Origin of the sequence: Pseudomonas sp. Fl5BN2 (assembly GCF_009908205.1) — a bacterium.
In the GTDB taxonomy this organism is placed as follows: Bacteria; Pseudomonadota; Gammaproteobacteria; order Pseudomonadales; family Pseudomonadaceae; genus Aquipseudomonas.
The window spans coordinates 18,045-44,436 of record NZ_JAAARL010000012.1 but is presented as its reverse complement, the minus strand read 5'-3'; the positions used below and the strand labels follow the sequence as shown (position 1 = coordinate 44,436).

The 26,392-nt window shown below is 60.9% G+C and carries 23 protein-coding genes, 3 tRNA genes and 1 pseudogene; 13 read left to right on the top strand and 14 right to left on the bottom strand.

Going from position 1 to position 26,392, the window contains the following annotated elements; translation table 11 throughout:
- Positions 1-43: 43 nt before the first annotated feature.
- The 4 genes from tig to GV819_RS17840 form a co-directional block, all read right to left on the bottom strand.
- The gene (tig, locus tag GV819_RS17855) at positions 44-1,354 is read right to left on the bottom strand and encodes a trigger factor (protein ID WP_161757534.1); all 1,311 of its coding nucleotides are present in this window, start codon (positions 1,352-1,354) and stop codon (positions 44-46) included.
- 408 nt (positions 1,355-1,762) lie between these two features.
- Positions 1,763-1,847, bottom strand: a tRNA-Leu gene (locus tag GV819_RS17850).
- A gap of 57 nt (positions 1,848-1,904) precedes the next feature.
- A tRNA-His gene (locus GV819_RS17845) sits at positions 1,905-1,980 on the bottom strand.
- A 32-nt stretch (positions 1,981-2,012) separates the two neighbouring features.
- Positions 2,013-2,089 (bottom strand) — tRNA-Arg (locus GV819_RS17840).
- A gap of 280 nt (positions 2,090-2,369) precedes the next feature.
- Here GV819_RS17840 and folD point away from each other — a divergent pair.
- Complete coding sequence (folD, locus tag GV819_RS17835; protein ID WP_161757374.1) at positions 2,370-3,224, top strand: bifunctional methylenetetrahydrofolate dehydrogenase/methenyltetrahydrofolate cyclohydrolase FolD; 855 nt, start codon at positions 2,370-2,372, stop codon at positions 3,222-3,224.
- A gap of 294 nt (positions 3,225-3,518) precedes the next feature.
- The gene (pbpG, locus tag GV819_RS17830; protein WP_161757373.1) at positions 3,519-4,457 is read left to right on the top strand and encodes a D-alanyl-D-alanine endopeptidase; all 939 of its coding nucleotides are present in this window, start codon (positions 3,519-3,521) and stop codon (positions 4,455-4,457) included.
- A gap of 56 nt (positions 4,458-4,513) precedes the next feature.
- Here the strand turns inward: pbpG and GV819_RS17825 are convergent, their stop codons facing one another.
- On the bottom strand, positions 4,514-5,188 hold the full coding sequence (locus tag GV819_RS17825; RefSeq protein ID WP_161757372.1) for a peptidase C39 family protein: 675 nt from the start codon (positions 5,186-5,188) through the stop codon (positions 4,514-4,516).
- A gap of 223 nt (positions 5,189-5,411) precedes the next feature.
- Here GV819_RS17825 and GV819_RS32960 point away from each other — a divergent pair, with 223 nt between their 5' ends.
- Positions 5,412-5,582 carry a hypothetical protein gene (locus tag GV819_RS32960; protein ID WP_178124920.1) on the top strand — a complete coding sequence of 57 codons (171 nt, stop codon included), beginning with the start codon at positions 5,412-5,414 and terminating at the stop codon, positions 5,580-5,582.
- A 74-nt stretch (positions 5,583-5,656) separates the two neighbouring features.
- Here the strand turns inward: GV819_RS32960 and GV819_RS17820 are convergent, their stop codons facing one another.
- Together GV819_RS17820 and GV819_RS17815 are read right to left on the bottom strand one after the other, a co-directional pair.
- A complete protein-coding gene (locus tag GV819_RS17820) occupies positions 5,657-6,412 on the bottom strand; it encodes a TerC family protein (protein ID WP_161757371.1) in 756 nt (251 codons plus the stop codon).
- A 30-nt stretch (positions 6,413-6,442) separates the two neighbouring features.
- Positions 6,443-6,691 carry a hypothetical protein gene (locus GV819_RS17815; RefSeq protein ID WP_161757370.1) on the bottom strand — a complete coding sequence of 83 codons (249 nt, stop codon included), beginning with the start codon at positions 6,689-6,691 and terminating at the stop codon, positions 6,443-6,445.
- Between the two features lie 134 nt (positions 6,692-6,825).
- Between GV819_RS17815 and nhaR the strand changes: the two genes are divergently transcribed.
- The gene (gene nhaR / locus GV819_RS17810) at positions 6,826-7,731 is read left to right on the top strand and encodes a transcriptional activator NhaR (protein WP_161757369.1); all 906 of its coding nucleotides are present in this window, start codon (positions 6,826-6,828) and stop codon (positions 7,729-7,731) included.
- On the opposite strand, the gene GV819_RS17805 is transcribed toward nhaR, so the two are convergent.
- Positions 7,732-8,889: an MFS transporter gene (locus GV819_RS17805; RefSeq protein ID WP_161757368.1), complete on the bottom strand. Its 1,158-nt coding sequence runs from the start codon at positions 8,887-8,889 to the stop codon at positions 7,732-7,734.
- 354 nt (positions 8,890-9,243) lie between these two features.
- Between GV819_RS17805 and sstT the strand changes: the two genes are divergently transcribed.
- On the top strand, positions 9,244-10,476 hold the full coding sequence (gene sstT / locus GV819_RS17800) for a serine/threonine transporter SstT (RefSeq protein ID WP_161757367.1): 1,233 nt from the start codon (positions 9,244-9,246) through the stop codon (positions 10,474-10,476).
- Between the two features lie 114 nt (positions 10,477-10,590).
- Here sstT and GV819_RS17795 read toward each other — a convergent pair whose 3' ends face one another.
- Complete coding sequence (locus tag GV819_RS17795) at positions 10,591-11,100, bottom strand: DUF1993 domain-containing protein (protein WP_161757366.1); 510 nt, start codon at positions 11,098-11,100, stop codon at positions 10,591-10,593.
- Positions 11,101-11,171: 71 nt separating this feature from the next.
- Complete coding sequence (locus GV819_RS17790) at positions 11,172-12,200, bottom strand: AraC family transcriptional regulator (RefSeq protein WP_161757365.1); 1,029 nt, start codon at positions 12,198-12,200, stop codon at positions 11,172-11,174.
- A gap of 175 nt (positions 12,201-12,375) precedes the next feature.
- Between GV819_RS17790 and GV819_RS17785 the strand changes: the two genes are divergently transcribed.
- Both GV819_RS17785 and GV819_RS17780 read left to right on the top strand, forming a co-directional pair.
- Positions 12,376-14,895 carry a flavin-containing monooxygenase gene (locus GV819_RS17785; protein WP_161757364.1) on the top strand — a complete coding sequence of 840 codons (2,520 nt, stop codon included), beginning with the start codon at positions 12,376-12,378 and terminating at the stop codon, positions 14,893-14,895.
- Positions 14,896-15,128: 233 nt separating this feature from the next.
- On the top strand, positions 15,129-15,779 hold the full coding sequence (locus GV819_RS17780; RefSeq protein ID WP_161757363.1) for a YceH family protein: 651 nt from the start codon (positions 15,129-15,131) through the stop codon (positions 15,777-15,779).
- Positions 15,780-15,805: 26 nt separating this feature from the next.
- On the opposite strand, the gene GV819_RS17775 is transcribed toward GV819_RS17780, so the two are convergent.
- The gene (locus GV819_RS17775) at positions 15,806-16,624 is read right to left on the bottom strand and encodes a shikimate 5-dehydrogenase (RefSeq protein ID WP_161757362.1); all 819 of its coding nucleotides are present in this window, start codon (positions 16,622-16,624) and stop codon (positions 15,806-15,808) included.
- Between the two features lie 255 nt (positions 16,625-16,879).
- Between GV819_RS17775 and GV819_RS17770 the strand changes: the two genes are divergently transcribed.
- The 3 genes from GV819_RS17770 (at position 16,880) to GV819_RS17760 (ending at position 17,975) form a co-directional block, all read left to right on the top strand.
- Positions 16,880-17,233, top strand: coding sequence for a hypothetical protein (locus GV819_RS17770; protein WP_161757361.1), 354 nt, complete (start codon positions 16,880-16,882; stop codon positions 17,231-17,233).
- A gap of 249 nt (positions 17,234-17,482) precedes the next feature.
- On the top strand, positions 17,483-17,677 hold the full coding sequence (locus tag GV819_RS17765; protein ID WP_161757360.1) for a hypothetical protein: 195 nt from the start codon (positions 17,483-17,485) through the stop codon (positions 17,675-17,677).
- 115 nt (positions 17,678-17,792) lie between these two features.
- Positions 17,793-17,975, top strand: a complete 183-nt coding sequence (locus tag GV819_RS17760; protein ID WP_161757359.1) for a hypothetical protein — start codon at positions 17,793-17,795, stop codon at positions 17,973-17,975.
- Here GV819_RS17760 and GV819_RS17755 read toward each other — a convergent pair.
- Positions 17,972-19,033 carry an AI-2E family transporter gene (locus GV819_RS17755; protein WP_161757358.1) on the bottom strand — a complete coding sequence of 354 codons (1,062 nt, stop codon included), beginning with the start codon at positions 19,031-19,033 and terminating at the stop codon, positions 17,972-17,974. The genes GV819_RS17760 and GV819_RS17755 overlap by 4 nt on opposite strands.
- A 158-nt stretch (positions 19,034-19,191) precedes the next feature.
- On the opposite strand from GV819_RS17755, the gene yegQ reads away from it, so the two are divergent.
- A complete protein-coding gene (yegQ, locus tag GV819_RS17750; protein ID WP_161757357.1) occupies positions 19,192-20,517 on the top strand; it encodes a tRNA 5-hydroxyuridine modification protein YegQ in 1,326 nt (441 codons plus the stop codon).
- 178 nt (positions 20,518-20,695) lie between these two features.
- Here yegQ and GV819_RS17745 read toward each other — a convergent pair whose 3' ends face one another.
- The gene (locus GV819_RS17745) at positions 20,696-22,375 is read right to left on the bottom strand and encodes a methyl-accepting chemotaxis protein (RefSeq protein ID WP_161757356.1); all 1,680 of its coding nucleotides are present in this window, start codon (positions 22,373-22,375) and stop codon (positions 20,696-20,698) included.
- Positions 22,376-22,566: 191 nt separating this feature from the next.
- The gene (locus tag GV819_RS17740; protein WP_368668914.1) at positions 22,567-23,883 is read right to left on the bottom strand and encodes a Na+/H+ antiporter family protein; all 1,317 of its coding nucleotides are present in this window, start codon (positions 23,881-23,883) and stop codon (positions 22,567-22,569) included.
- A gap of 304 nt (positions 23,884-24,187) precedes the next feature.
- Here GV819_RS17740 and GV819_RS33820 point away from each other — a divergent pair.
- Both GV819_RS33820 and GV819_RS33815 read left to right on the top strand, forming a co-directional pair.
- Positions 24,188-25,477, top strand: a pseudogene (locus tag GV819_RS33820) (HAMP domain-containing protein); the annotation flags it as partial.
- Between the two features lie 102 nt (positions 25,478-25,579).
- Entirely contained in the window at positions 25,580-26,335 is a 756-nt protein-coding gene (locus GV819_RS33815; RefSeq protein ID WP_434738436.1) for a methyl-accepting chemotaxis protein, read from the top strand.
- The last annotated feature ends 57 nt before the right edge of the window (positions 26,336-26,392 follow it).

Here is a 26,392-nt window from a genome sequence, read left to right as displayed (position 1 = left end):
CGCGAAGGCTGGCTTATGGTGTGTGCTTCGAACGAGAAGAAAATCAGTCGGCTTGAGGTGCTTCTACCGGCTTGACCGCTTCTTCGTAAGAGACCGATTTGTCGGTCACGCTAGCTTTCTGCAGAACAGTATCCACAACTTGCTCTTCCAGCACAACAGAACGGACTTCGCTCAATTGCTGCTCGTTCTTGTAGTACCAGGACACGACCTGCTCAGGCTCTTGGTAAGCCGAAGCCATTTCCTGGATCAACTCGCGAACACGCGCTTCGTCAGGCTTGAGATCGAACTGCTTAACAACTTCAGCGACGATCAGGCCCAGCACTACACGGCGCTTGGCTTGCTCCTCGAACAGCTCGGCTGGCAGCTGATCAGGCTTGATGTTGCCACCGAACTGCTGAACAGCTTGAACGCGCAGGCGGTTGACTTCGTTGTCCAGCAGCGCCTTTGGCACTTCGATCGGGTTGGAGGCCAGCAGACCGTCCATCACCTGATTCTTCACTTTAGACTTGATGGCCTGACGCAGCTCGCGCTCCATGTTCTTGCGAACTTCGGCACGGAAACCTTCCAGACCCGATTCCTTGATGCCGAATTGAGCGAAGAACTCTTCGGTCAGCTCTGGCAGCTTAGGCTCGGAGACGCTGTTGACGGTAACGGTGAACTCGGCAGCCTTGTTGGCCAGATCCAGGTTCTGATAGTTCTCTGGGAAAGTCAGGTTCAGAACACGTTCTTCACCAGCTTTGGCGCCGACCAGGCCTTCTTCGAAGCCAGGAATCATACGACCGGAGCCCAGCACCAGCTGAGTACCCTTGGCCGAGCCACCGGCGAAGACTTCGCCATCGACCTTGCCCACGAAATCGATGTTCAACTGGTCATCGTTTTGTGCTGCGCGATCAGTCACTTCGAAACGTACGTTCTGCTTACGCAGAATTTCCAGCATGTTGTCCAGGTCAGCATCAGCCACTTCAGCGCTCAGGCGCTCAACAGCGATGTTTTCAAAACCGGCAACCGTGAACTCTGGGAAGACTTCGAAAGTGGCAACGTATTCCAGATCCTTGCCCTTCTCTAGCACTTTAGGCTCGACCGAAGGAGCACCAGCCGGGTTCAGCTTCTGCTCGACAACTGCCTCATAGAAGGAAGCCTGGATCACATCGCCCACTGCTTCTTGGCGCGCATCAGCCTCATAACGCTGACGAATCACGCTCATTGGAACCTTGCCAGGACGGAAGCCGGCAATTTTGGCCTTTTGGGCAGTCTGCTGCAGACGCTTGTTGACCTGGCTCTCAATGCGCTCAGCCGGCACGGTGATGCTCATGCGGCGCTCAAGAGCAGAAGTATTTTCAACAGAAACTTGCATGGATATTCCTCGTTGCACAGACGTTAGCCGGCCGTTTTCCGACCCCAGAATCAAGGGCATGCATTCTAGTGGGTCAAACTCAAGAAGTCACCCTACTGGAAACAGGTAAAAAACAGCCGACAATGTGAAGGCGGGGACAAAGGATTGAACCTCGCCATGAGAGCAAATACTACGAATCAAACCAGGGCCTCTGCACCAACCCCTCTATATATAGAAGGCATCGATCAGCACACCCCCGACAACCACCACCCACCAGCCGGAGCCAAACACTCTGCGACCAAGGGGCAACCATTTCATCGCCTGGCCAACCCAGCACATACAGCCATGCCAGCGTCGAACCCAGAAACGAAAACGGCGCAGCCCTTTTCAGGTGCTGCGCCGTCATCTGCTATTAACTAGCTACTTTATTGGTGCGGACGAAGAGACTCGAACTCTTACACCTTGCGGCGCTGGAACCTAAATCCAGTGTGTCTACCAATTCCACCACGTCCGCTTAACAAGCTTTTAAAGCAAAGGCGCCAGACTGTTAATCTGGCGCCTCCTTCGAATATGGGGTGGACGATGGGGATCGAACCCACGACAACAGGAGTCACAATCCTGTGCTCTACCAACTGAGCTACGCCCACCATATTGCGTTACTTGTGCCAAAGCTGCCTAATGGCGCACCCGGCAGGACTCGAACCTGCGACCATCCGCTTAGAAGGCGGATGCTCTATCCAGCTGAGCTACGGGCGCCTTATTAATCTGTATTCTTTAACGATTACAAACTAATTGCTTTCAGTCGTTACGAATTAAACATCAACTCTGCCCGACCTTCTTAACCAGTGCTAGGCTGTGCCCGACAAGTGCGACGAATGTTATAGACGGTCCGTTAGGTCGTCAACTCTTTTTTGAAAAAAATTCATTTAATTAAAGGGGTTAGGGGAATTTGCAGACCAAGCGCCTTTGCCCTCACGTTCCGACATGCGAGAATACGTTCTCTTTTTCTCACCCTCTCGATGGTTAATCACGCGTCATGACTGCACAACTAATCGACGGCAAAGCGATCGCCGCTAGCCTGCGCCAGCAGATCGCCAAACGTGTCGCCGAGCGTCGCCAGCAAGGCCTGCGTACTCCGGGCCTCGCGGTGATTCTGGTCGGCAGCGACCCGGCCTCTCAAGTTTATGTCTCGCACAAGCGTAAAGACTGCGAAGAGGTCGGCTTCCTTTCACAAGCCTATGACTTGCCCGCCAACACCACTCAAGAAGCCCTGGCTGGCTTGATCGATCGCCTCAACGATGACCCGAACATCGACGGCATCCTGCTGCAACTGCCGCTCCCCGAACATCTGGATGCCTCTCTATTACTAGAGCGCATTCGTCCGGACAAAGACGTTGATGGCTTCCATCCTTATAACGTCGGCCGCCTGGCCCAACGCATCCCCCTGCTACGTCCCTGCACTCCTAAAGGCATCATGGCCCTGCTGGAAAGCACCGGGGCCGATCTGTATGGCATGGATGCAGTAGTGGTAGGCGCGTCCAATATCGTCGGTCGCCCGATGGCTATGGAGTTGCTGTTGGCCGGTTGCACCGTGACCGTGACCCATCGCTTCACCAAGGACCTGGCAGGCCATGTCGGCCGCGCCGACCTGGTAGTGGTTGCCGCTGGCAAGCCAGGCCTGGTCAAAGGTGAATGGATCAAGGAAGGCGCGATCGTCATCGACGTTGGCATCAATCGCCAGGAAGACGGCAAGCTGGTGGGCGACGTGGTTTATGAAACCGCTCTGCCCCGTGCTGGCTGGATCACCCCGGTGCCTGGTGGCGTCGGCCCCATGACCCGTGCCTGCCTCCTGGAAAACACCCTGTACGCTGCCGAATCACTGCACGACTAAGTGCTCGACTGCGTACAAGAAAGCCCGCCATTGGCGGGCTTTTTTTATTCTGTAATGACACAACACCCCCTCTCTTTATCGCCCCTGACGCTTAGCCTTCAGATACCCATCTGGCCTATTCTGCCGAAGCCTTGTCACTCGGGGAAAAACCGTGTTTTTTCTTTGTTTTTAAGGGTTTTCGGCTGACCGTCGAAGAACAATCGACAGTTCTTCAGCTATATTCATAAAATGTAACGTTTTTCCAAAAAAAGCCCGTTGCAAAACGGCATATCCATTTTTATCGAGTCCGCCCGCGTGAAAATTCGTCTCTCCATTCTCAGCTTGTTGTTTGCTGTGTCCGGCACCTTGATCGCGCATAGCGTCGATGCCAGCGAAACCACCGCGGCGCCAAGAGACACTTCACAATTACACATTGCCTCCGGCAGCGCGCTACTGCTGGACCTGCAAACCAACAAAGTCATCTATTCGAGCAACCCGGACGTCGTAGTGCCCATCGCTTCGGTCACCAAACTGATGACCGCCATGGTGGTACTGGACGCCAAGCTGCCCATGGACCAATACATTTCGGTAAACATCAGTGACACCCCGGAAATGAAGGGCGTGTTTTCCCGCGTCAAGCTCAACAGTGAGCTGAGCCGCCGGGAAATGCTGCTGATCGCCTTGATGTCCTCGGAGAACCGCGCCGCAGCCAGCCTGGCCCATCACTACCCAGGGGGCTATGCCGCCTTCATTGCCGCAATGAACGCCAAAGCCAAGTCCCTGGGCATGATTCACACACGCTATGTAGAACCTACCGGCCTCTCGATCCATAACGTTTCCACCGCGCGCGACCTGAGCAAGCTGTTGGTGGCCGCACGCAAATACCCAATGCTGAGCGAGCTGAGCACCACCAAGGAAAAGACCGTGGCATTCCGCAAACCCAACTACACATTGGGTTTTCGCAACACCGACCACCTGGTCAACAAGGACAAGTGGGACATCAAGATCACCAAGACCGGCTTTACCAACCAGGCCGGCCACTGCCTGGTGCTGGTCACCAGCATGGCTAATCGTCCGGTAGCCCTGGTGATTCTCGATGCATTCGGCAAATACACCCACTTCGCCGATGCCAGCCGCATCCGCAACTGGGTGGAGACCGGAAAAAGCACGTCGGTACCGGACGTAGCCTTGCGCTACAAGGCCGACAAAAACCTCAAGAATCGCCCGACCGGTACCGCTCAAGCGTCCCACTGATCCGGTTACCCTGACGACAACGGCGCCCTTAGGCGCCGTTGTCGTTTGCGAGCAACTCAGTGGCTGTCAATCGCCTTACTCGCCCTGGCCGCCGCTTGCTCCTGACCCGCCTGAGCCAGCTCGCTGGCTGCGCTCAACCAACGCTGACGATCAACCTTGGCCGGCAATTGGTTGGGTGCCTGGATCAACACGGCAAAGCTACCGGCACTTTTCCAGGCCGACTCAAACGCGCTGAAGCTCATCAACTGACGGCGACTTTTCGCGCCGCGCAACAGTACCGTCTGCTTGTCCCGGTTATATCCGGCCAACACCGCATAACGCGGCTCGGCCCAGAACGTCGAGCCCTCGGTGAACCGTACCAATACCGGATAACCTGCGGCGACCTGGGTCAGCAAGGCCGACAGATGATCATCCAGGGGATAGACGACCATGCCGTACTCCCGCGCCAGCCTCTGCATGTTCTGCTGTAGCTGCGCCTCGCCACCCGGCAAGTGCAAAGGCTTGTCCAGCAACCCGGGGGTAATCACGATGCCCTGCTGCGACAACATGCTGGCCAGGGCCCCAGGGCCACTCTGGTACATCTCCCCGCGGAAAAATGGCACGCTGCTGAGCTCCACCCGCTCAGGCAGGCGCTGAATCTCAGGCTGCACGCTGCCAGCGCAACCGGCCAGGCTCAAGACACAGGCGCTGGCCAGCAACACCGCTCGATATCGAGGAAATACCCGCACCATCATTGCTCTCTATTCAGACGCCGGATCACCCTCTCCCGGCTGGGGCCTTGATCATAGGGTGCTCGTGGACGAGGGTATAGCGTTAGGCCGCAGTTAATTGAAAACCATAGAGCGAAGTATTCGAAGACTCTCGACTATTGGTCAATAGCTTGAAACACAGAGGCTACTAGACTGTGCATTGGTAACAGCCGGTGCCCTGGACAGGGCATGAAAGGAGGCACTCATGAGCCTGACAACGACCATTGTGATGCTGATCCTGGGCTGGCTGGCAGTAGCTGCCGCGATGCTCTGGGGCGTGTTGCGCATCACTCGCCGCCGTCATCATCAACCCCAGCAGTCCGCCCCTGACATCAATGCGGAAAAAATTGCCCGGCGCCCAGCCACCGTGCAATGAGCGCGTTCCCCCCCCAAAACAACACGGCCGCCTGACTCGAAAGAGTACAGGCGGCCGTTTGCCATAGCGTTGAATTAGGCGCCGGCCTGATCCGCCTGACGCTTCTGCCGAGCCCTGCGGGCCAACATGTTCAGGCTTTCAATGGCCGCCGAGAAAGCCATTGCCGCATACACATAGCCCTTGGGTACATGAGCGCCAAAACCTTCGGCGATCAGGGTCATGCCGATCATGATCAGGAAGCCCAGGGCCAGCATCACCACGGTCGGGTTGTCATTGATGAACTTGGCCAGCGGCTCGGCAGCCAGCAACATCACCAGCACCGACACCACCACGGCAATGATCATGATCGGCAAATGCTCGGTCATGCCCACCGCAGTGATGATGCTGTCGATGGAGAAGACCATGTCCAGCATCAGAATCTGGCCGATGGCCGCCGCAAAGCCGATGCTCACCCCGGAAGTTGCGGATGCAGTCTCTTCAGGCTCCGGATCCATGCTGTGGTGGATTTCCGTGGTGGCTTTCCACACCAGGAACAAGCCGCCGGCAATCAGGATCATGTCCTTCCAGGAGAAACTCTGTCCCATCACCTCAATCACCGGCTCAGTGAGCTGGACGATGAAGGCAATCGTGCTGAGCAACGCCAGACGCAGAATCAGCGCCATGCCGATACCGATGCGCCGTGCCTTGGCCCGATGCTTTTCCGGCAATTTGTTGGTGAGGATAGAAATAAAGATCAGGTTATCGATGCCAAGCACGATCTCCATCACTATCAGGGTGGCCAGGGCGACCCAGGCGGTGGGGCTGGCAGCGAGCTGTAAAAGGTAATCCATGGGTCAATCCTGAATCGGTTGTATGAAAGATCAGATTTCCTGGGACGGCGACGCCGGTTTCTCGCTGTCGTCTTGTGGTTTTTCCTTGCCAATCACGCCTTGCGTTGCATCACTCAATGCCTGCTCCGCCGCCTTGTGGGTGTCGTCGATGGCCTGCTTGGCCGATCGCGCGGCCTTGTCCAGCGCCTGCTGGGCGCTCTTTTCCGCCTGCTCGCAACCTGCCAGGGTCAGCATAGACAGGGCCAGCACCGACGCCGCAGCTAAAGATTTGAATGACATGCCGTTTTCCTCGATAGAACGGACAGGGCCAAGTAAGGCCCCGTCGATAGCGAGGCATTCTAAGGAGGCCAATACTTCAGGAAAATTCGTATTTTTAGCAGTTATACTTCGGTTTTTACGAACTTGTAATCGCCATGCTCAACTACCGCCAACTGCACTATTTCTGGGTTGTGGCCAAGACCGGCAGCATCGTCCGCGCCTGTGAGCAGCTGAACCTGACGCCACAAACCATCAGCGGACAGATCAGCCTGCTGGAGCAAACCTATGGCATCGAGTTGTTTCGCCGAGTCGGACGCCAGCTGGAATTGACCGAAGCCGGGCGCCAAGCCCTGCCCTACGCCGAGCAGATGTTCCAGCTCGGCGGCGAACTGGAAGCCATGCTCCGGGCCCGCCCCGATGAACAGCAGATCCAGTTCCGCGTCGGTGTGGCGGACGTGGTACCCAAATCCATCGTCTACCGCCTGATCGCCCCGACCATGGAACTCAGCGAGCCTATCCGCCTGACCTGCCGTGAAGACAAACTCGAACGCTTGCTGGCGGACCTGGCCATCCAACGCCTGGACCTGGTGATCTCCGACAGCCCGATGCCCACGCACCTGGACATCAAGGGCTATAGCCAGAAACTCGGAGAATGCGGGATCAGCTTCTTCGCCACCCAGGCCCTGGCCCAAGTGCACGGTGCGGACTTCCCCCGCGGCCTGCACGGCGCACCATTACTGATTCCCGGCCAGGAAACTGTGGTCCGCAGCCGGCTGTTGCGCTGGTTCGCCGAACAACAGCTGCAGCCGCGAATCATCGGCGAGTTCGATGACAGCGCCCTGATGCAGGCGTTCGGCCAATCCGGCAGCGGCATCTTTATCGCCCCCAGCGTGATCGCCGACGAAGTCAGGCAACAGTACGGCGTGCAACTGATTGGCCAGACCGACGCCGTGACCGAATCGTTCTATGCCATTTCCGTGGAACGCAAGGTCAAGCACCCCGGCATCGTGGCCATCACCGAAGGCGCGCGCCGCGAACTGTTCCCGCCCCTCAACCACTGATCAGGAAGCGCACGCCTCTGGCGCTTTCAGATTCATCAGCAGCAATGCCAGGGCGATCGACAGCAGAATGAAGCCGGACGCCACGAACCCCAGGCTGCCCAGGCCCAGGGTATCGATCACCCGACCACCGACCATCGCCCCCAGACCAATCCCCAGGTTGCCCCCGGCGATGTTCAACGACGCGGCGAATGCCGGCGCTTGCGGGGCCGCCTTGATCAGCCGCACATGGCTGACCAGGAACAACGCCGCCTGGGTCACCCCCCAGATACCCATGGCTGCGACCAGCCCCAGGGGTGAATGAATACTCGGTACCAGGGCCACCATGCCGCCAACCATCAACGCGCAGAACACCATGGAGGCAATCAACGGATGGCGGTCCACCGCCCTGCCACCCAGGGAGTTGCCGATCAGCCCCACTGCGCCGAAGCCCATCAGGCACCAGCCCACCAGCGTGCCGTTGAAACCGGCAAGGCGTTCGAGAATGTCCGCCAGGTAGGTGTAGACCGTGAACATGCCGCTGAACACCAGGATCGACAACAACACGTGCCCAAGCATCAACGGGCTGTACAGGATGCGGAACTGCGAACGCAGGCTCGCCTGCTGGTTGTGCCGCTTGGTTACCGGCAGATAGATAAACAGCAACAAGGCCTTGGCAAAGGCCACCACCGCCAGAATGCCAAAGGCACTGCGCCAGCCGAAGGCATCAGCGATCAGGGTGCCCACAGGAATCCCGAACACCGTGGCACAGACAATGCCGAATCCAATCTTGGCGATAGCGCGCCCGGCATAATCCGGACCGACGATGTCCACTGCAGTCTCGCTGGCCAGGGCCCAGAACACTGGTAGCCCCAGGGCCGGCACCAATCGCGCCAGGGACATCACCCAGATATTCGGCGCCAGGGCCGCCAGTGCGTTGGCCAGGCCGAACAGCACCAGCACACTGATAAACAGCTGCTTGCGTGGGAAACGCGCGAAATAGGCCGTCAGAAACGGCCCAAAAGCGGCGACGGTAAAAGCGAACAGAGTCACCAGCAAACCGGCCTGGGACACACTGACCTGCAAGTCGCGGGCAATCGACGGCAACAGGCCGACGATGATGAATTCCGTGGTCAACACGGTAAACCCCGCGGCCGACAACAGCAGGATGGGCAACAACATCGAGAACTCCAGAAACACCGACAGCAGCGACAGCCCGAAGGGCCCGCTGACTGGATAGAAAAGGGATGGCGAATCTTAACAGAGTCGGCACGGGTCAAGGTAACCGCCTAGTGGCCGCCCACCCTGCCGCGGCAGGTGGCAGATCGTCACATCGACGCGGTAACCCGGATCGCTGTGATAAAGTCCGCCCCTGCCAAAAAATCAGGCCCTCGCGCGCACTTGCCACTCAAGCCGCTCGATGGCCCGTCGCTGTTTCCGACCGCACCAGCGCCTGCCGTTTCAATCCAGACTCCCTAGCAGTCAAGGGCTCACGGCAGGCAGGCTCCACACATTAAAAAAAACAGAGATACCGTTATGAGCGATTCACCTCCGCCCCTGCTGCACTCCCTCAAGCGCCTCAGCCTGGTCACGCAGATCATCATCGGCCTGATTGCCGGGATCATCCTTGCCCTGCTGGCGCCGGAACTGGCGAAGTCCACCACCTTCATCGGCAAGGTATTCGTCTCGGCGCTCAAGGCCGTGGCACCGATCCTGGTGTTCGTGCTGGTCATGGCCTCGATCGCCAACCACAAGCACGGCCAGGAAACCCACATCCGGCCGATCCTGGTGCTCTACCTGCTGGGCACCTTTGCCGCAGCGGTCGTGGCGGTGATCGCCAGCAGCCTGTTTCCCTCCTCCCTGGTACTGGCCACCCACGACGTCGCCATCAGCGCCCCTGGCGGCATCAGCGAAGTGCTGCAAAGCCTGCTGCTGAGCGTGGTGGACAACCCGGTCAGCGCCCTGATGAACGCCAACTTCATTGGTATCCTGGCCTGGGCCATCGGCATGGGCATCGCCATCCGCCACGCAGGCGAAACCACCCGTACCGTGCTCGACGACCTGTCCAACGGCGTGACCTTAATCGTGCGCGTGGTAATCCGCTTTGCACCCCTGGGGATCTTCGGCCTGGTGGCCTCGACCCTGGCCATTTCCGGCTTCGATGCCCTGCTCGGCTATCTGCACCTACTGGCGGTGCTGATCGGCTGCATGCTGTTCGTGGCCCTGGTGATGAACCCGCTGATTGTGTTCTGGAAGATCCGCCGCAATCCGTTCCCGCTGGTCCTGACCTGCCTGCGCGAAAGTGGCATCACCGCATTCTTCACCCGCAGCTCGGCGGCCAACATCCCGGTCAACCTGGAGTTGAGCAAGCGCCTGGGCCTGCATGAAGACACCTACTCGGTATCAATCCCGTTGGGCGCCACCATCAACATGGCTGGCGCAGCAATCACCATCACCGTGCTGACCCTGGCCGCCGTGCACACCCTGGGCATCGCCGTCGACCTGCCCACCGCGGTGCTGCTCAGCGTGGTCGCAGCCGTCTGCGCCTGCGGTGCTTCCGGTGTTGCCGGCGGCTCGCTGCTGCTGATTCCCCTGGCCTGCAGCCTGTTCGGCATTCCCAGCGAAATCGCCATGCAGGTAGTGGCTGTGGGCTTCATTATCGGCGTGCTGCAGGACTCGGCGGAAACCGCGCTGAACTCCTCCACCGACGTACTCTTCACTGCGGCGGCCTGCATGGCCCAGGAAGACAAGGCGCAAGCCTCGGCCTGATCAACAGGCACTAAAAAGCCCGGCCAGGATCAACCTGGCCGGGCTTTTTTGTCCTCTATGAAAACTGCCTGATCAACGCTCGGCAAATGCTCACGGAGAACGTAGCCGGGAGCTTTAGAACGCGCCCATGTAGTCGCGCTTGCCCACTTCCACACCGTTGTGACGCAGGAGCGCATAGGTGGTGGTGACGTGGAAGAAGAACTGCGGCAAGCCATAGGTCAGCAGGTAGGCCTGGCCACTGAAGCGCTTCTCTTTCGGGGTGCCAGGACGGGTAACGATCTCGATGCCTTCCTTGCCGTCGATCTGCGCAGGCTGGATGCCCTCGATAAAGGCCAGGACCTTGGCGATCAGCGCCTGCAGGTCAACGAAAGTGGTTTCAGTGTCGTCGTACTTGGGCAGCTCGACCTCGGCCAGACGAGCCGACACGCCCTTGGCGAAGTCCACGGCGATCTGCACCTGACGCACCAGCGGGAACATGTCCGGGTACAGGCGTGCCTGGAGCAAGGCGTTAGGCTCGATATTCTTCGCCGTGGCGTGAGCTTCGGCCTTGTTCAGCACATCGCTCAAGGCGTTGAGCATTTGCTTGAAGACAGGAACGGAAGCGGCGTACAGGGAAATAGTCATGACAGTCTCGACATGGATGGCGGGAATACAGCGAGCAGCGATTATAGCCACTGCGGATGGGCCAGGGGCCTTTATCCGGGCCGACCTTGCCGATAAGCGCTGGGAGGAACACCGAACCAGCGCTTGAAGCTCTGGGAAAAGCTCGACAGGTCACTGAAGCCGAGCCGTTCGGCAATCTGCGTCAGGTTCAGCCCGGGATTGCCCAGCAACTCCAGGGCCCGGGCGCTACGTTGCTGGGCCCGCAGTTGACGGTAGCTCGTGCCCTCGTCCTGCAAGCGCCGCTTCAAGGTACGCACGCTGGTGCGGCTCAGCCGGGCCATGCTCAGCAGATCCGGCAGGCAGCCTGCGGGCAAGGCATCGAGGTGCTGGCGAACCAGCGCTGCAGCGCCCTGATGTGCCTGCCGACGCTCCAGTAGCTGTACGCACATCTGCTCGCACATGGACACCGTCAGCGGATTGGCCTGGGGCAAGGGGCGGCTCAAGAAGCGCTGGTCAAATGCCAAGCCATGACTGTCAGCCCGATACTCGGGAGCAAGGCCGAGTATCTGCTCCGACTCACCCATAGGGCGCTCCACAGGGCGCGCAGTGCTGCGGGTAAACCGCGTCAGCCGAAAGTCCGGGCCAACAATTTCCTTCATCAACACCGCAGCGGCGGCCATGTCCCGCTGCAGCAGAAACTCCCGCACCGACGAATCCGCCACCTGCGGCTCAACGAAGCTCAGCACCCCCAGTCCAGGCTCCAGCCGGTAACTGATCGAGGCGAAGGCATAAGTCAGCGGCAGGAAACGCAAGGCCAGGCTCAAGGCATCCGCCGGGGTCGCACTGCTGATCAGGCCATAACCGAACAGACCGTAGCTGGAGAAGTGATAGCGCGCGCCGACTTCATAACCCAGGCCCCGGGGATACCCCAGCAGCGTCAGCAGGTTACTCACCAGACGCAGCTCCTGGGCCGCCGACAACAGGCTGTTGGGGTCCTGCAGTTGCTCCAGGGACAATCCGCAACCGGCCAGCAAACGCGCTGCCGACAGGCCCTTTTCACGACCAAAACTCACCAGCAGCAATGCGCTGGACGGCCCCCGGGTGAACGACTGAATGCTCATGGCCTGACTCAAAAAGGCTGATTTGGCCCAAATACTAAAACACTTGTCCCGTTACAGCATGGGGTCCACGGTTTGTTACCCGCATGCTTCACTGATCGGGGCTGCACCGCTGATACAAGGAAGAGGCCCCGGTTCGATCAACCTTGCGCCGCACAACAATAACAACGAGGTCGTCATGCCAGAATCCGCACCTGCTGCGCACGCGCAGTCCAGCTCCACTGCGCCCCTTGAGGCGATCATCATCGGCGCCGGTTTCGGCGGTCTGGGCATGGCCATCGCCCTGCGCAAGGCCGGCGTCAGCCAGTTCATCGTGCTGGAAAAAGGCCGGGACGTCGGTGGCGTCTGGCGCGACAACACCTACCCCGGCGCCGCCTGCGACGTGCCCTCGCACCTGTATTCGTTTTCCTTCGAGCCCAACCCGAACTGGTCCCGGGTATTCGCCCCCCAGGTAGAGATCCATGCCTACCTGCAGCACTGTGCCGACGCCTACGACCTGCAGCGACATATCCACTTCGACAGCGAAGTGCGTGACGCCATCTTCGATGAAAGCAACAGCTGCTCGCGCGTCACCTGCAGCAATGGCCAGGTGCATATAGCCCGCCTGCTGATCAGCGCCACCGGCCAGTTGAGCCGCCCCGCCCTGCCGAACCTGCCCGGCATGGAGCGCTTCCAGGGCCATGTATTCCACTCTGCGTCCTGGGATCACCACTGCCCCCTGGCCAACAAGCGCGTGGCGGTCGTCGGTACCGGCGCCTCGGCCATCCAGTTCGTTCCGGCGATCGCCGACCAGGTGGCAGCTCTCAAGGTCTTCCAGCGTTCGCCGGCCTACATCATGCCCAAGGCCGACCGCGCCTACAGCCCAACGGAAAAGCAGCGCTACCTCCGCCATCCCGGTTGGATGAAGCTGGTGCGCATGGCCCATTACCTACACTTCGAATCCCGGGCACTGGCATTCACCCACCTGAAGGGCCTGACCAAATGGGTCGTCGGCGGGCCCTTTCGCAAGCTGTTGAACGCCTCGGTGTCCAGCCCCGAACTACGCCGGCAAATGACCCCGGACTACCCCATCGGCTGCAAGCGCATCCTGCTGTCCAACGACTACCTCAAGGCCTTCGACAAACCCCACGTCGAACTGCTGACCCAGGGCATCCGGCAGATCACCGAACAGGGCATCGAGACCCTGGACGGCCAGCAACATGAAGTGGATGCAATCATCTATGGCACCGGTTTCAGCGCCACCGAGTTTCTTGCCCCCATGCGCATCGTCGGCCGCGACGGCGTCGATCTGCGCACGGCCTGGCAGCACGGTGCGGCCGCCTACCTGGGGCTCAGCGTGCCCGGCTTCCCCAACTTCTTCATGCTCTACGGGCCCAACACCAACCTCGGCCACAACTCCATCATCCATATGCTGGAAAGCCAGATCTCCCACGTCATCAATGCCCGCCGGGCGCTGCTGGACAGTGGGGCGAAAACCCTGGAAGTAGATGATCTGCCCTACCAGTGCTTTCAACAGCGGATCCAGCGATGCCTGGCCACCTCGGTATGGAGCGGGTGCAAGAGCTGGTATGTCGACGCGCAGGGTCACAACAGCACCAACTGGCCAGGTTTCACCTGGTCCTATCGCTGGCTGACTCGGTATGCCGGATTGTCGGCCTATCGACTTTCCAGTCCGCTGCCCAGCCCGTCCTCAGTTGCGGATGGACACTGCGTGGCGCCCCCGCGGAATTGGCTGGAACGGGGTAACGCCGCCTTCCTGCGACTGTTCCTGCGTGCCAGCTTCAGGGCCCTAGTGGCCCCGCCCCGGGATCTGGCCACCCAGCGCAAGATCGTCAACGGTCTTGCATGGCTGATGCCCGGCTGTCTCGGCGTCACCCGACAGCAGCGCCACATCGGGGCGCTGGAGTTGCAGGTAGTCGAACCCAAAGCTGCGGCTGCCAAGGGGGTGATTCTCTACCTGCACGGCGGCGCCTTCTGCCTTGGCAATCCACGCACCCACTACAGCGTTACCAGCCGCCTGGCCAGGGAAAGTGGCTGCGCGGTGTGGGTGCCGGACTATCGCCTGGCGCCGGAACATCCCTACCCGGCAGCACTGGACGATTGCCTGGCCTGCTACGAAGCGATCCGCGCCCAGGGCTGTCCGGCGGACAAACTGCTGATTGCCGGTGATTCCGCCGGCGGCGCCCTGGTCCTGGCACTGGCCCTGACCTTGAAAGAGCGTGGCGATGAGATCGCCGCCGGGCTGATTCTGCTCTCGCCGGTCACTGACCCCGACCTTGGCGGAACCAGCATGCAATCCAGAATGGCCGCCGATCCGATGATTCGCCGCGACTGGCTGGAACAAGCCCTCCAGGCCTATGCCGCCCCCGCACAGGCACTCACGCACCGCCCCCTGGAGGCAGACTTGCGCGGCCTGCCGCCGATGCTGGTGCAGGTCGGCGACCAGGAACTGCTACTGTCCGACTCCAGCCGCTTGGCCGAACGCGCGCGACAGTCCAGGGTGCCCTGCCAGCTGGAAATCCACGAGGGCCGCTGGCACGTCTTTCAGCTACAGGCGTTGTACCTGCGCTCCGCCAGAGACGCCCTGCGCAACGTCGCCCGGTTTGCTCGCCAGCGCCTGGAGGCATCCTGCTCGGTCGCGCCTACCGCAGAGCCGATACCTGCACCAGCACCGGCAACGGAGCCACAACCGGGTTGAAGCAATCGCCGCCGCGCCGGCCTTTACAGGAGGCGCGGCGGCGTTACCAGCCTGGAATCCTGCAGTTTGTCCCTGCTCGACCAAGTTCTGATGGCCAGAACCGGCTTGTGAAGGTAAAACAGAGCCCCTCGAAGGTGGCCGACACGGCCACGGAAAACCCACGACACCGATTGCGCGCAAGGCGCCGGGTTTTCCACGACCCCACCCATCAAGTGACCAAGGGACCAGCACTTATGAGCAGCGAGCACGAAACCCCCAGCGAAGCACTGCAACTGAGCAGTACGGAAATCCGCATCCTGGGTTCGTTGATCGAAAAGCAGGCCACCAGCCCGGAAACCTATCCCCTGACCCTCAATGCCTTGGTGATTGCCTGCAATCAGAAAACCAGCCGCGAACCGGTGATGAACCTGACCCAGGGCCAGGTCGGACAAAGCCTGCGCGCCCTCGAAGCCCAAGGTTTCACCCGGCTGGTGATGGGCAGCCGTGCCGATCGCTGGGAACAGCGCCTGGACAAGGCCTTGGAACTGGTGCCGGCGCAGCTGATTCTGTGCGGCCTGATGTTTCTGCGGGGCCCACAAACAGTCAACGAACTGCTGACCCGCAGCGGGCGCATGCATGATTTTGAAGACCACGAGCAGGTCCTGCACCAGCTTGAGCGCCTGATTGCCAGGGGCCTGGCCCTGCACATCCCGCGTCAGGCCGGCCAGCGCGAAGACCGCTATACCCACTCCCTGGGCGACCCCGCGGACATCGAAGCCATCCTCGCCGCCCGCAGCAATCCGCAGGAGCGCAGTGCCGGCGGCGCCGTCTCAGTGGAGCGCATCGAAGAACTGGAAGCGCGGATCGCCGCCCTGGAAGAGCGCCTGGCCCAACTCGAAGGCTGATCTGCGGCGATAGAAAGCGTCAGGTTTCAAGCCCGAGCGAAGGCCACCGCCTGGTGGAATTGCTCCTCGCTCGGGCGCACGCCGGTGTACAGCACAAACTGCTCCAACGCCTGGATCGCAATCACCTCCAACCCAGTGATAACCCGTTTGCCCTCGGCTCGCGCCTGTACGATCAACGGCGTCTCAGCCGGCACCGCCACCACATCGAACACCGTCTGCGCCGCCGCAATCGCCTCGGCGTCGAACGCCAGTTGCTGCGCCTGGGGCCCGCCGCTCATGCCAATCGGGGTCACGTTGATCAGCATCTGCGGCCGCAGGTCACCCAACTCCGCCTGCCACTCATAACCCAACGCACTGGCCAAGGCCCGACCGGCCACTGCATTGCGGGCGACGATCACGCCCTGGGTATAACCGCCGTCACGCAAGGCACTGGCCACCGCCTTGGCCATGCCGCCACTACCACGCAGGACGAAGGTCGATTGCCGGGGTACTGCGTGGCTCGCCAGCAACTGCGCCACGGCAATGTAATCGGTGTTGTAGGCCTTCAAATGACCGTTGGTGTTGACGATGGTATTGATCGAGGCAATCGCCTCGGCCGACGCATCCAGCTCATCCACCAGGGCAATGCACTCTTCCTTGAACGGCATGGACACCCCGCACCCGCGAATCCCCAGTGCCCGAATCCCGCGCACAGCGCCAGGCAGGTCCTGGCTGCTGAATGCCTTGTAGTAGAAATTCAGCCCCAACTGCTCATACAGATGATTGTGAAAACGCAGGCCGAAATTCCCCGGACGCCCAGACAACGACATGCACAACTGGGTGTCTTTGTTGGGGTTCATTTGCATATTCATCTCCTCGCAAGACACTTTCGGATAGACGGGATTGGTCAGCCCCGTGCTTGTGCCTGATCATATCGGCGCTTGTTCCAGTGCCTCCGCCACCGCCCAGGGATGACGGTAAAGAGGCCGGTACAGACCTTACACAATATTTACTCAGCGGCTGTGCAGATTTTGAAAGTGCCGCTGTCTTAGAAGTATCCCCGCGTCAGTTCTTGAGTCTGGTGCAGACCATAAACGCAGGGGTTGAACCGAGGAAAAACCATGATCTCCAAAATCCCCAAGATAGCCTTGCTCATAGGTGCACTCGCTGTCGCAGGCCAGGCTTCAGCCCACGGTGGTGGTGGCTGGGTAGGGCCCGCCGCGTTGGGTGCAGTTGTCGGTGCTGCCGTAGTGGGCTCGGTGATCGCCAACCAGGATCGGCCGGTCTACGTGCAACAGCCGGTCTATGTACAACCCCAGCCGGTGTATGCCGCACCGCCGCCACCGGTCTACTACCAGCCGGCACCGGTGTATGTGCAACAGCCGGTCTACTACCAACCGGCACCGGTGTACTACGGCCCGCCCCGTGGCTACTACGGCCGCCCGCATTACTACTACGGCCCCGGCCGCTGGTAATTGGCAGACGCATGAATCCACAGGCCTCGCCCACAAAGCGGGGCTTGTTGCATTTTGCCACCACCCGAATGTCTGAATAATTCTGTTGAATGTCGCGATTGGAACAGTATTTGCTGTTAAATCCGGCAATAGTGTGTTGCCCGCACGGATGCCCTGAGCGACATACGACTGTCATATTTATGTCATTCAAGGCCTGCAAGATCGGAAGAGTCCGACTGCCCCAGGCCCATAACAACAAGGACGACCCTCATGCCCACGCAAAACCCGCACCGCGTTGCCGGTCTCTGCACCTCCAGCCGGGTGTATGACGCCCTGACCGAGCTCAAGCACCTGGAAGGCCACCGCAGCGCCAAGTTTCTCTCGCTGCTGGCGCAAAACCTGGTGCGCAAGGGCCTGCTCAGTGAGCAGGAAGTGCTGAATATGCTCGACCAGGTGGTGGACTGAGCCCCCCCTTTCGCGCCCGCTCCCCCTCGCCCCATCAATGTCCACAATCGATCTGGGTGATTTTTCGTAGCACTTGGCGCTGTGTAGGGTAACCCCTCGTAATGAGGAGATTGCCATGCCCAAGGTACAGATCATGTCGGTCATCGGCAGCGCCGTTCCCACACCGCTCAGAGAGCGGGGAGTGCTTGCCTGCTGGTACGTGCTGCGCGATGGCGAACCCATCAGCGGCCCATTGACCTCGCGACCCGCCGCCCAGGCCCTGTCGCGACAACTCAATGAAAGGATCATGCACACCTAAGGCAGCTGCACCCGGGGTCGGGTCTCGACGAACAGTGCCCAACTGGACATGAACAGCGCGGCAATCAATGGCCCGATGACGAATCCGTTGAGGCCGAAGATCGCCATCCCGCCCAAGGTCGAGATCAGGATCAAGTAATCCGGCATCCGGGTGTCCTTGCCCACCAGGATCGGCCGCAGCAGGTTGTCCACCAGGCCGATCACCAGCACCCCGAACAGCGCCAGCACCACCCCCTGCCAAATCGCCCCGCTGACCAGGAAATACACCGCCACCGGGCCCCAGACAATCCCCGCCCCCACCGCCGGCAACAGCGATAGAAAAGCCATCAGCACCGCCCACAGCAACGCGCTGGGAATATCGAGGAACCAGAAGATCAGCCCACCCAGGGCACCTTGGGTCACGGCCACCAGCACATTGCCCTTGACCGTGGCCCGCACCACCCGATTGAACTTCAGTTGCAGCCGACGCTTCTGGTACTCCGCCAGGGGCACCGCCGTGCGGATCTTGCGCACCAGTTCCGGGCCATCGCGCAAAAAGAAGAACAGCAGGTACAGCATGATGAAGAAGCTCACCATGAACTCGAAGGTGCCCTGGCCGAAACTGAAAGCCTGGGTTGCCAGGTACTGACTGCCCTGCATCGCGCTCTTGACCACTTTATCCTGCAGCCCCTTGAGTTCGCCCAGGCCGAAACGGTCCAGCAGGTGCTGTAAATAGGCTGGCAGGCTGTGCTTGAACTGGGCCAGGTAGCCCGCAATGTCCAGCTGGCCGCTTTCAATCTTGCGGTACAGCTCGGCCCCTTCCTGGACCAACAGCACGCTGGTGATGATCACCGGCAAAATGGCGATCACCAGGCAGATGCCCAGGGTGCACAAGGAAGTGAGATTGCGCGGCCAGCCGAACTTCAATTGCAGGCGGTGCTGCAAGGGCGCGAAGACGATGCCAAGAATCACCGCCCAGAACAACGCGCCGTAGAACGGCAGCAGAATCCAGATAAAGGCCAGGGTCACCAGCGCCAATAACAGCACCAGGCTTTTGTTTTGCAGGTTGTTTTGATTCATCTTCGATCCGACTCAGTCAACGCCAGGATTCGGCGCCCTGAGGTTTAGTCCGCAGCCGCGCCGCCGAGTGCGTTTTTTCTGCGCCCGACATAGACCCAAGTCAATGAATGCCCCGCGGCTCTGGCTTACCCTCGCGACCTTTTGCGATCGACAGCCCCATGACGCTCCTCGCCAAACCCGAACTCCTGGCTCCCGCCGGCACCCTGAAGAACATGCGCTACGCCTTCGCCTACGGCGCCGATGCGGTGTACGCCGGCCAACCGCGCTACAGCCTGCGGGTACGCAACAACGAATTCGACCACGCCAACCTGGCCCTCGGCATCAAAGAGGCCCAGGCCCAGGGCAAGCGTTTCTACGTGGTGGTCAACATTGCACCGCACAACGCCAAGCTCAAAACCTTCCTCAAGGACCTGGCGCCAGTGATCGAAATGGCTCCGGATGCGCTGATCATGTCCGACCCTGGACTGATCATGCTAGTGCGCCGGCACTTCCCGGCCATGCCGATCCACCTGTCGGTACAAGCCAACACGGTGAACTGGGCGAGCGTCGAGTTCTGGCAGCAACAGGGCCTGACCCGGATCATCCTGTCCCGGGAACTGTCCCTGGAGGAAATCGAGGAAATCCGCCAGCGAGTGCCGGACATGGAGCTGGAAATATTCGTCCACGGCGCCTTGTGCATGGCCTATTCCGGGCGCTGCCTGCTGTCGGGCTACATGAACAAGCGCGACGCCAACCAGGGCACCTGCACCAATGCCTGCCGCTGGAAATACAAGGCCGAGGAAGCCACCGAGAACACCCTCGGGGAAATCGTCCAGACCTACCAACCAGAGTCGACCCTGGGCCTGGGCGCGCCCACTGACCAGGTGTTCCTGCTGCAAGAGGCCAATCGTCCGGACGAACTGATGCCGGCCTTCGAGGACGAACACGGCACCTACATCATGAATGCCAAGGACCTGCGGGCGGTGCAGCACGTGGACCGCCTGACCCGCATGGGCGTGCATTCGCTGAAGATCGAGGGGCGGACCAAATCCCACTTCTACTGTGCGCGCACCACCCAGGTGTATCGCCAGGCCATCGATGACGCCGCAGCCGGACGCGAGTTCGACCGCAGCCTGCTCAACGACCTGGAATCCCTGGCCCAGCGTGGCTACACCGAAGGTTTCCTGCGGCGCCATGTGCACGATGAATATCAGAACTACCAGAACGGCAGCTCGGTCTCGGAGCGCCAGCAGTTCGTTGGTGAACTGACCGGCGAACGCCGCGATCGCTTGGCAGAAGTGAAAGTGAAGAACCGCTTTGCCCTGGGCGACCACATGGAACTGATGACCCCCAAGGGCAACTTCCACTTCGACCTGCATGAGCTGCAGAACGCCAAGGGTGAAGGCATCGAAGTCGCGCCGGGCGACGGTCACACCGTGTACCTGCCGATCCCCGATCAGGTGGACTTGCGTTTCGGCCTGTTGATGCGCGACGTCAGCGCCTGACCAAGCCGGGCCTTTGCGCCAGGCTGCGACTGCTAGCTGGCTGGCCCGGAAAAACGATGTGAGCGGCATTTCGACGGTACAGGCCGCACGTTCAAAACACCGAAGGCCTGCGGCCTGATCGCAGCCTTCGCCAGCGGCTGGCGAAAGCCGGCAAAACACCACAAGAGCACCGAGCGCCTCAGATCCGGAACTGCCCCACCAACCGCCCCAGCCGCTGACCAAGATCGGCCAGACTGCGAGAAGTCTGGGCGCCGCGCTGGGTTTCATCGGCAACACTGTCCACCGCCACGGCGATCTGGTGCACGCTGCGGTTGATCTCTTCGGCTACCGCGGTCTGCTCTTCCGCCGCGCTGGCAATCTGCGCGTTCATCGAATTGATGGTGCCGATCAACTGGGCCATGGTGTCCAGCGAAGCCCCGGCTTCGTTGGCCTTGACCGAAGTACCGTCGCCGGCGTCGCTGGAACGGCGCATGGCGTCCACCGCCACCCGGGTGCCCTGCTGCAAGCGATCGATCATGCCCTGGATTTCCTGGGTGCTCTGCTGGGTCCGGCTGGCGAGGGCCCGCACTTCATCGGCGACCACGGCAAAACCACGCCCGGCCTCGCCGGCCCTGGCCGCTTCAATCGCGGCGTTCAAGGCCAGCAGGTTGGTCTGCTCGGCAATCGAGCGGATCACATCCAGCACGCTGACAATCGACGATACGTCCTGCTGCAGGCTGTCCAGGGACGTGCCGCTGTTACGGATATCGCTGACCAGCGCATGGATCTGCTGGATGCTGCCATCCACCACGCGCTTGGCCGCCTGGCCTTCTTCATCGGTCTGCTGGGCAGCAACGGCCGCGCCCTGGGCACTGCGCGCCACTTCATGGGCCGCCGAAGACATTTCATTGATTGCCGTGGCCACCTGGTCAGTCTCGTGGCGCTGACGCTCCATGGCCTGTTCCGAACGCTGGGCCTGGTCCGAAACCTGGGTCACCAGCTCGGTGAGCTGCCCGGTCATTTCGGTGATCTGCCGCACCAGGCCGTGGATCTTGTCGACAAAACGGTTGAACGAGCAGGCCAGGTCGCCGAGTTCGTCCTGGCTGGTGATCTCAAGGCGCCGGGTCAGGTCGCCCTCGCCGGCGGCGATGTCATCAAGGTTGGCTTTCATCAGGTTCAGCGGACGCAGCATGGTATTGGCCACCACCATGCCCAGGCCCGCAATCACCAGCAGCAGCACCGCGGCAATCCCGAGAATGCTCAGGACCATGCCTTCCATGCGCTGGTTGACACTGGTCTCGACCGCCGCCACCTGGGCGTCGATGCCATCGAGGTTGACCGAGGTGCCCAGCACCATGTCCCACTTGGGCAGGTATTCGGTGTAGCCCAGCTTGGGCACCAGCACATCGCTGCCCGGCTGGGTCGAACTGTACTGCACGTAGTGGCTGCCGTCCTTGCCGACCCGCACCAGTTCGCGGTTGACGTACACGCCGTTGGGGTCGCGGTTGTCCTTGAAGCTCTTGCCCACCCCGTCCGCGCTGTTGCCCTTGAACAGGCGTACGGTCTCGGAGTCGTAGCCGAAGAAGTAGCCGTCCTTGCCATAGCTGATGTTCGACAGCAGCTTGACCACCTCGGCCCGGGCCGCCTGATCCCCTGGCGCCGCCGCGTCGTACAGCGGCTTGACCGTGTTCAGGGCCACTTCGACATAGCTCTGCAACGTGGCCTTGGCCTCGCCCAGCAGGCGATGACGGGTTTCCTCGACCTCTTTCTGGGCTTGCTGGCGCAACATGAACACCGTGCTCAGGCTGATCACCAGCGCGAACAGCAGTACCGGGAGTACCGCCAGGGACAGGACTTTGGCCTTCAGGCTCAAGCGCATAGTGGGCTCACTCTAAGTTTTTATTGGCGTGATAACCGCGTTAACGGCACGCCAAAACAAAAGTTGAGCCTGAGCCCGTAGGAGCCGGCTTGCCGGCGAAGAGGCCCTTGAGCCTTGCACCGACCTTGCCGATGCCTTCGCGGGCAAGCCCGCTCCTACAACAGCCCACGGTTTCTACGAGAGCGAGATAATCAGAGGACCATGGCTGCAACCCAGCCGAAGGCCAGCAGCGGCAGGTTGTAATGCAGGAAAGTCGGGACCACGGTGTCCCAGATATGGTGATGCTGGCCGTCGATATTCAACCCCGAGGTCGGCCCCAGGGTTGAATCCGAGGCGGGCGAGCCCGCATCGCCCAGCGCCCCGGCGGTGCCGACGATGCAGACAATGGCCAGGGGACTGAAGCCCAACTGCACACATAAAGGCACGAAGATCGCCGCCAGGATCGGCACCGTGGAAAACGACGAGCCGATGCCCATGGTCACCAGCAGGCCCACCAGCAGCATCAGCAGCGCACCCACGCCCTTGCTGTGACCGATCCAACCGGCCGAGGTTTCGACCAAGGTCTGCACTTCACCGGTGGCCTTCATCACTTCGGCAAAGCCTGAGGCGGCGATCATGATGAAGCCGATCATCGCCATCATCTTCATGCCTTCAGTAAACAGGCCGTCGGTTTCGCGCCAGCGCACGATGCCCGACACCGAGAAAACCAGGAAGCCGCACAAAGCCCCGATAATCATCGAGTCCAGCAGCAACTGGACGACGAAGGCGGCGACAATCGCCAGCCCCGCCACCAGCAGGGTCTGCGGGTTGTATTGCACCGCCACCTGCTCGACCTTCTCGATCTTGCCCAGGTCGTAGACCCGCTTCTTGCGGTAGCTGAAAAATGCCATCGCCAGGCCGAACAACATGCCCAGGGCGGGAATGCCCATGGCATGCGTGACGTTGACCTGACTGACATCGACCCCACTGCGGGCCACGTTGGCCAGGAGAATCTCATTGAGGAAGATGTTGCCGAAACCCACCGGCAGGAACATGTAAGGCGTGATCAGGCCGAAGGTGATGACGCAGGCGATCAGCCGCCGGTCCAGTTGCAGCTTGGTCAGCACGTACAACAGTGGCGGCACCAGCAACGGAATAAAGGCAATGTGGATCGGCAGGATGTTCTGCGAAGCAATCGCCACCACCCACAACAGGCCGATCAGCAACCATTTGACCTGCCCACCGCCGCTGCTGTCCTGACGGTCCACCAGCGACAGGATCTTGTCCGCCAGGGCGTGGGCCAGGCCGGACTTGGCGATGGCCACGGCAAAGGCACCGAGTAAGGCATAGGACAGGGCCACGGTAGCGCCACCGCCCAGGCCACTGTTGAATGCCTTGAGCGTGGCCTCGATCCCCAGGCCACCGGTGAGGCCACCCACCAGCGCACCAATGATCAGGGCGATCACTACATGCACGCGGGACAGGCTGAGCACCAACATCACGCCAACCGCGGCAATTACTGCGTTAATCATCGTTACCTCATTACTGCGCCGGTAAAAACGGCGCAAAAGCCTGTGACCGACCGGAAGGCAGCGGACTGCCGACATCGAATGAAAAGAGGGTCTTGTTAGAGGGCGCGCACTTTGCAGCAGCGGGCCCGGCTTGTCAAAACCCGGGCGCGCTTTGCCCGCTGCCCCTGCCCCGCACCTTGCGGCAGCGGCGACAGGGTGCAATGAGCAACGGCGGGTTATTTCGAACAAGTGTTTAAAGAATACCGTTCGTCGGCCGTAACAATGCAAAGTCTCAGATATTTATCGAATAAAGGACGCCTCCATGCCGCTCAGACAACTTTCCATTCAATGGAAGATCACCTTGCTGGCCGGACTCTGTCTGCTGGGCATCGTGTCGCTGTTGGTGGGGCTTTCGCTGTATCGCATGGAGCACAGCTCCGAGCTGGTGAAAGCTTCGAGCATGGAGATGCTCAACGAAGCCGCTCAGTCGCGGATCGAGGCCCAGGGTGAAGTCCAGGCACTGGGGATTCGTCAGCAGTTCATGGACGCCTATCAATACGGCCACGGCTTTTCCCGCCAGGTGCTGTTCCTGCGCGAACAGGCCGAGAAGCGCTTTCTCGACGCCTTCGACCTGCGTGAAGACCTGACCCGCCAGGTCAAGTCGGCGCTGCAGGCCAACCCCGAGCTGCTGGGCCTGTCCCTGGTGTTCGAGGCCAACGCCCTGGACGCCAAGGACTCGCTGTTCAGTGGCCAGAGCGAACTGGGCAGCAATGAGAAAGGCCGTTTCGCCCTGTACTGGTCGCAACCCACCCCCGGCAAGCTGACCTCCATGTCGCTGCCGGAAAGCGACATGAGCGACACCCGCACCGGCCCCAGCGGCCAGCCGGCCAACGCCTGGTTCACCTGCCCGCGCAGCACCCTCAAGCCTTGCGTGATCGAACCCTACTTCTATGACATCGACGGCCAGAAGGTGCTGATGACCAGCATCGTCTTCCCGCTGATGGTGGACGGCAAAGTCATCGCCTCGCTGTCGGTGGACATCAATCTCAACAGCCTGCAGGCAGTCAGCGAAAACGCCAGCCGCAAACTCTACGCCGGCCAGACTAACGTCAGCATCCTCAGCCCGGTGGGCCTGCTGGCCGGCTACAGCCTCGACGCCAGCAAACTCAGCCAGCGCCTGGACAGCGTCGACAGCACCAACGGTGCCGAACTGATCCGCCAACTGGCCAGCAGCACCCAGACCCACAGCTTGCACAGCAACAGCAAACTCAAAGTATTGGCCCCGTTCACGCCGATCCCCGGCGGCAAAGCCTGGGGCGTGCTGCTGGATGTACCGGAAAAAGTCCTGGTAGGCCCGGCCGAAGCCTTGAAAAACGAACTGGACGCCAGCAACAGCAGCGGCACCCTGATCGAACTGGGCCTGGGCCTGCTGGCCGCGGTGGTCGGCTTGCTGCTGGTGTGGCTGATGGCCCGCAGCGTGACCCGACCGATCCTTGGCGTGGCCGCCATGCTTGAAGACATTGCCAGCGGCGAAGGCGACCTGACCCGCCGCCTGGCCTACGACAAACAGGACGAACTGGGGCAACTGGCCGGCTGGTTCAACCGCTTCCTCGACAAACTGCAACCGATCATTGCCGAGGTCAAACGCTCGGTGCAGGATGCCCGCGGCACCGCCGATCAGTCATCGGCCATCGCCACCCAGACCAGTGCCGGCATGGAGCAGCAATACCGCCAGGTCGACCAGGTGGCTACCGCCTCCCACGAGATGAGTGCCACCGCCCAGGACGTGGCCCGCAGCGCCGCCCAGGCGGCCCAGGCCGCACGGGATGCCGACCAGGCCACGCAACAGGGCCTGACGGTGATCGACCGCACCACCCGCAGCATCGACTTGCTGGCGGCCGAGATGAGCACCGCGATGACCCAGGTCGAAGGCCTGGCGGCCAACAGCGAGCAGATCGGCTCGGTACTGGAAGTGATTCGCGCGATCGCCGAGCAGACCAACCTGCTGGCCCTGAATGCCGCCATCGAAGCCGCCCGTGCCGGTGAAGCCGGACGCGGTTTCGCGGTAGTGGCCGATGAAGTGCGCAACCTGGCCCGGCGTACCCAGGAGTCGGTGGAGGAAACCCGCCAAGTGATCGAACAACTGCAAACCGGCACCCGGGACGTGGTGGGCTCCATGAGCAACAGCCATCGCCAGGCCCAGGGCAGCGTCGACCAGGTCGGTCAGGCCGTCACCGCCCTGCGCCAGATCGGCGATGCGGTCACGGTGATCAGCGACATGAACCTGCAGATCGCCAGCGCCGCCGAAGAACAGAGCGCGGTGGCCGAAGAGATCAACAACAACGTCGAGACCATTCGCGACGTCACCGAATCGCTGTCGGAGCAGGCCAACGAATCGGCGCGGGTCAGCCAGTCCTTGAACAGCCTGGCCAACCAGCAGCAGAGCCTGATGGACCAGTTCCGCGTCTGACGCCGTCCTTGAAACCCAGGTCCCTGTAGCCGCCAGCAGCGGCTACAGGAGCGGCCA

What these genes read in the sequence shown, in the direction of transcription:
- tig (WP_161757534.1), bottom strand. Translation starts at nt 1,354, where the DNA reads ATGCAAGTTTCTGTTGAAAATACTTCTGCTCTTGAGCGCCGCATGAGC.
- folD (WP_161757374.1), top strand. Translation starts at nt 2,370, where the DNA reads ATGACTGCACAACTAATCGACGGCAAAGCGATCGCCGCTAGCCTGCGC.
- GV819_RS17825 (WP_161757372.1), bottom strand. Translation starts at nt 5,188, where the DNA reads ATGGTGCGGGTATTTCCTCGATATCGAGCGGTGTTGCTGGCCAGCGCC.
- GV819_RS32960 (WP_178124920.1), top strand. Translation starts at nt 5,412, where the DNA reads ATGAGCCTGACAACGACCATTGTGATGCTGATCCTGGGCTGGCTGGCA.
- GV819_RS17820 (WP_161757371.1), bottom strand. Translation starts at nt 6,412, where the DNA reads ATGGATTACCTTTTACAGCTCGCTGCCAGCCCCACCGCCTGGGTCGCC.
- GV819_RS17815 (WP_161757370.1), bottom strand. Translation starts at nt 6,691, where the DNA reads ATGTCATTCAAATCTTTAGCTGCGGCGTCGGTGCTGGCCCTGTCTATG.
- nhaR (WP_161757369.1), top strand. Translation starts at nt 6,826, where the DNA reads ATGCTCAACTACCGCCAACTGCACTATTTCTGGGTTGTGGCCAAGACC.
- GV819_RS17805 (WP_161757368.1), bottom strand. Translation starts at nt 8,889, where the DNA reads ATGTTGTTGCCCATCCTGCTGTTGTCGGCCGCGGGGTTTACCGTGTTG.
- sstT (WP_161757367.1), top strand. Translation starts at nt 9,244, where the DNA reads ATGAGCGATTCACCTCCGCCCCTGCTGCACTCCCTCAAGCGCCTCAGC.
- GV819_RS17795 (WP_161757366.1), bottom strand. Translation starts at nt 11,100, where the DNA reads ATGACTATTTCCCTGTACGCCGCTTCCGTTCCTGTCTTCAAGCAAATG.
- GV819_RS17790 (WP_161757365.1), bottom strand. Translation starts at nt 12,200, where the DNA reads ATGAGCATTCAGTCGTTCACCCGGGGGCCGTCCAGCGCATTGCTGCTG.
- GV819_RS17785 (WP_161757364.1), top strand. Translation starts at nt 12,376, where the DNA reads ATGCCAGAATCCGCACCTGCTGCGCACGCGCAGTCCAGCTCCACTGCG.
- GV819_RS17780 (WP_161757363.1), top strand. Translation starts at nt 15,129, where the DNA reads ATGAGCAGCGAGCACGAAACCCCCAGCGAAGCACTGCAACTGAGCAGT.
- GV819_RS17775 (WP_161757362.1), bottom strand. Translation starts at nt 16,624, where the DNA reads ATGCAAATGAACCCCAACAAAGACACCCAGTTGTGCATGTCGTTGTCT.
- GV819_RS17770 (WP_161757361.1), top strand. Translation starts at nt 16,880, where the DNA reads ATGATCTCCAAAATCCCCAAGATAGCCTTGCTCATAGGTGCACTCGCT.
- GV819_RS17765 (WP_161757360.1), top strand. Translation starts at nt 17,483, where the DNA reads ATGCCCACGCAAAACCCGCACCGCGTTGCCGGTCTCTGCACCTCCAGC.
- GV819_RS17760 (WP_161757359.1), top strand. Translation starts at nt 17,793, where the DNA reads ATGCCCAAGGTACAGATCATGTCGGTCATCGGCAGCGCCGTTCCCACA.
- GV819_RS17755 (WP_161757358.1), bottom strand. Translation starts at nt 19,033, where the DNA reads ATGAATCAAAACAACCTGCAAAACAAAAGCCTGGTGCTGTTATTGGCG.
- yegQ (WP_161757357.1), top strand. Translation starts at nt 19,192, where the DNA reads ATGACGCTCCTCGCCAAACCCGAACTCCTGGCTCCCGCCGGCACCCTG.
- GV819_RS17745 (WP_161757356.1), bottom strand. Translation starts at nt 22,375, where the DNA reads ATGCGCTTGAGCCTGAAGGCCAAAGTCCTGTCCCTGGCGGTACTCCCG.
- GV819_RS33815 (WP_434738436.1), top strand. Translation starts at nt 25,580, where the DNA reads ATGGAGCAGCAATACCGCCAGGTCGACCAGGTGGCTACCGCCTCCCAC.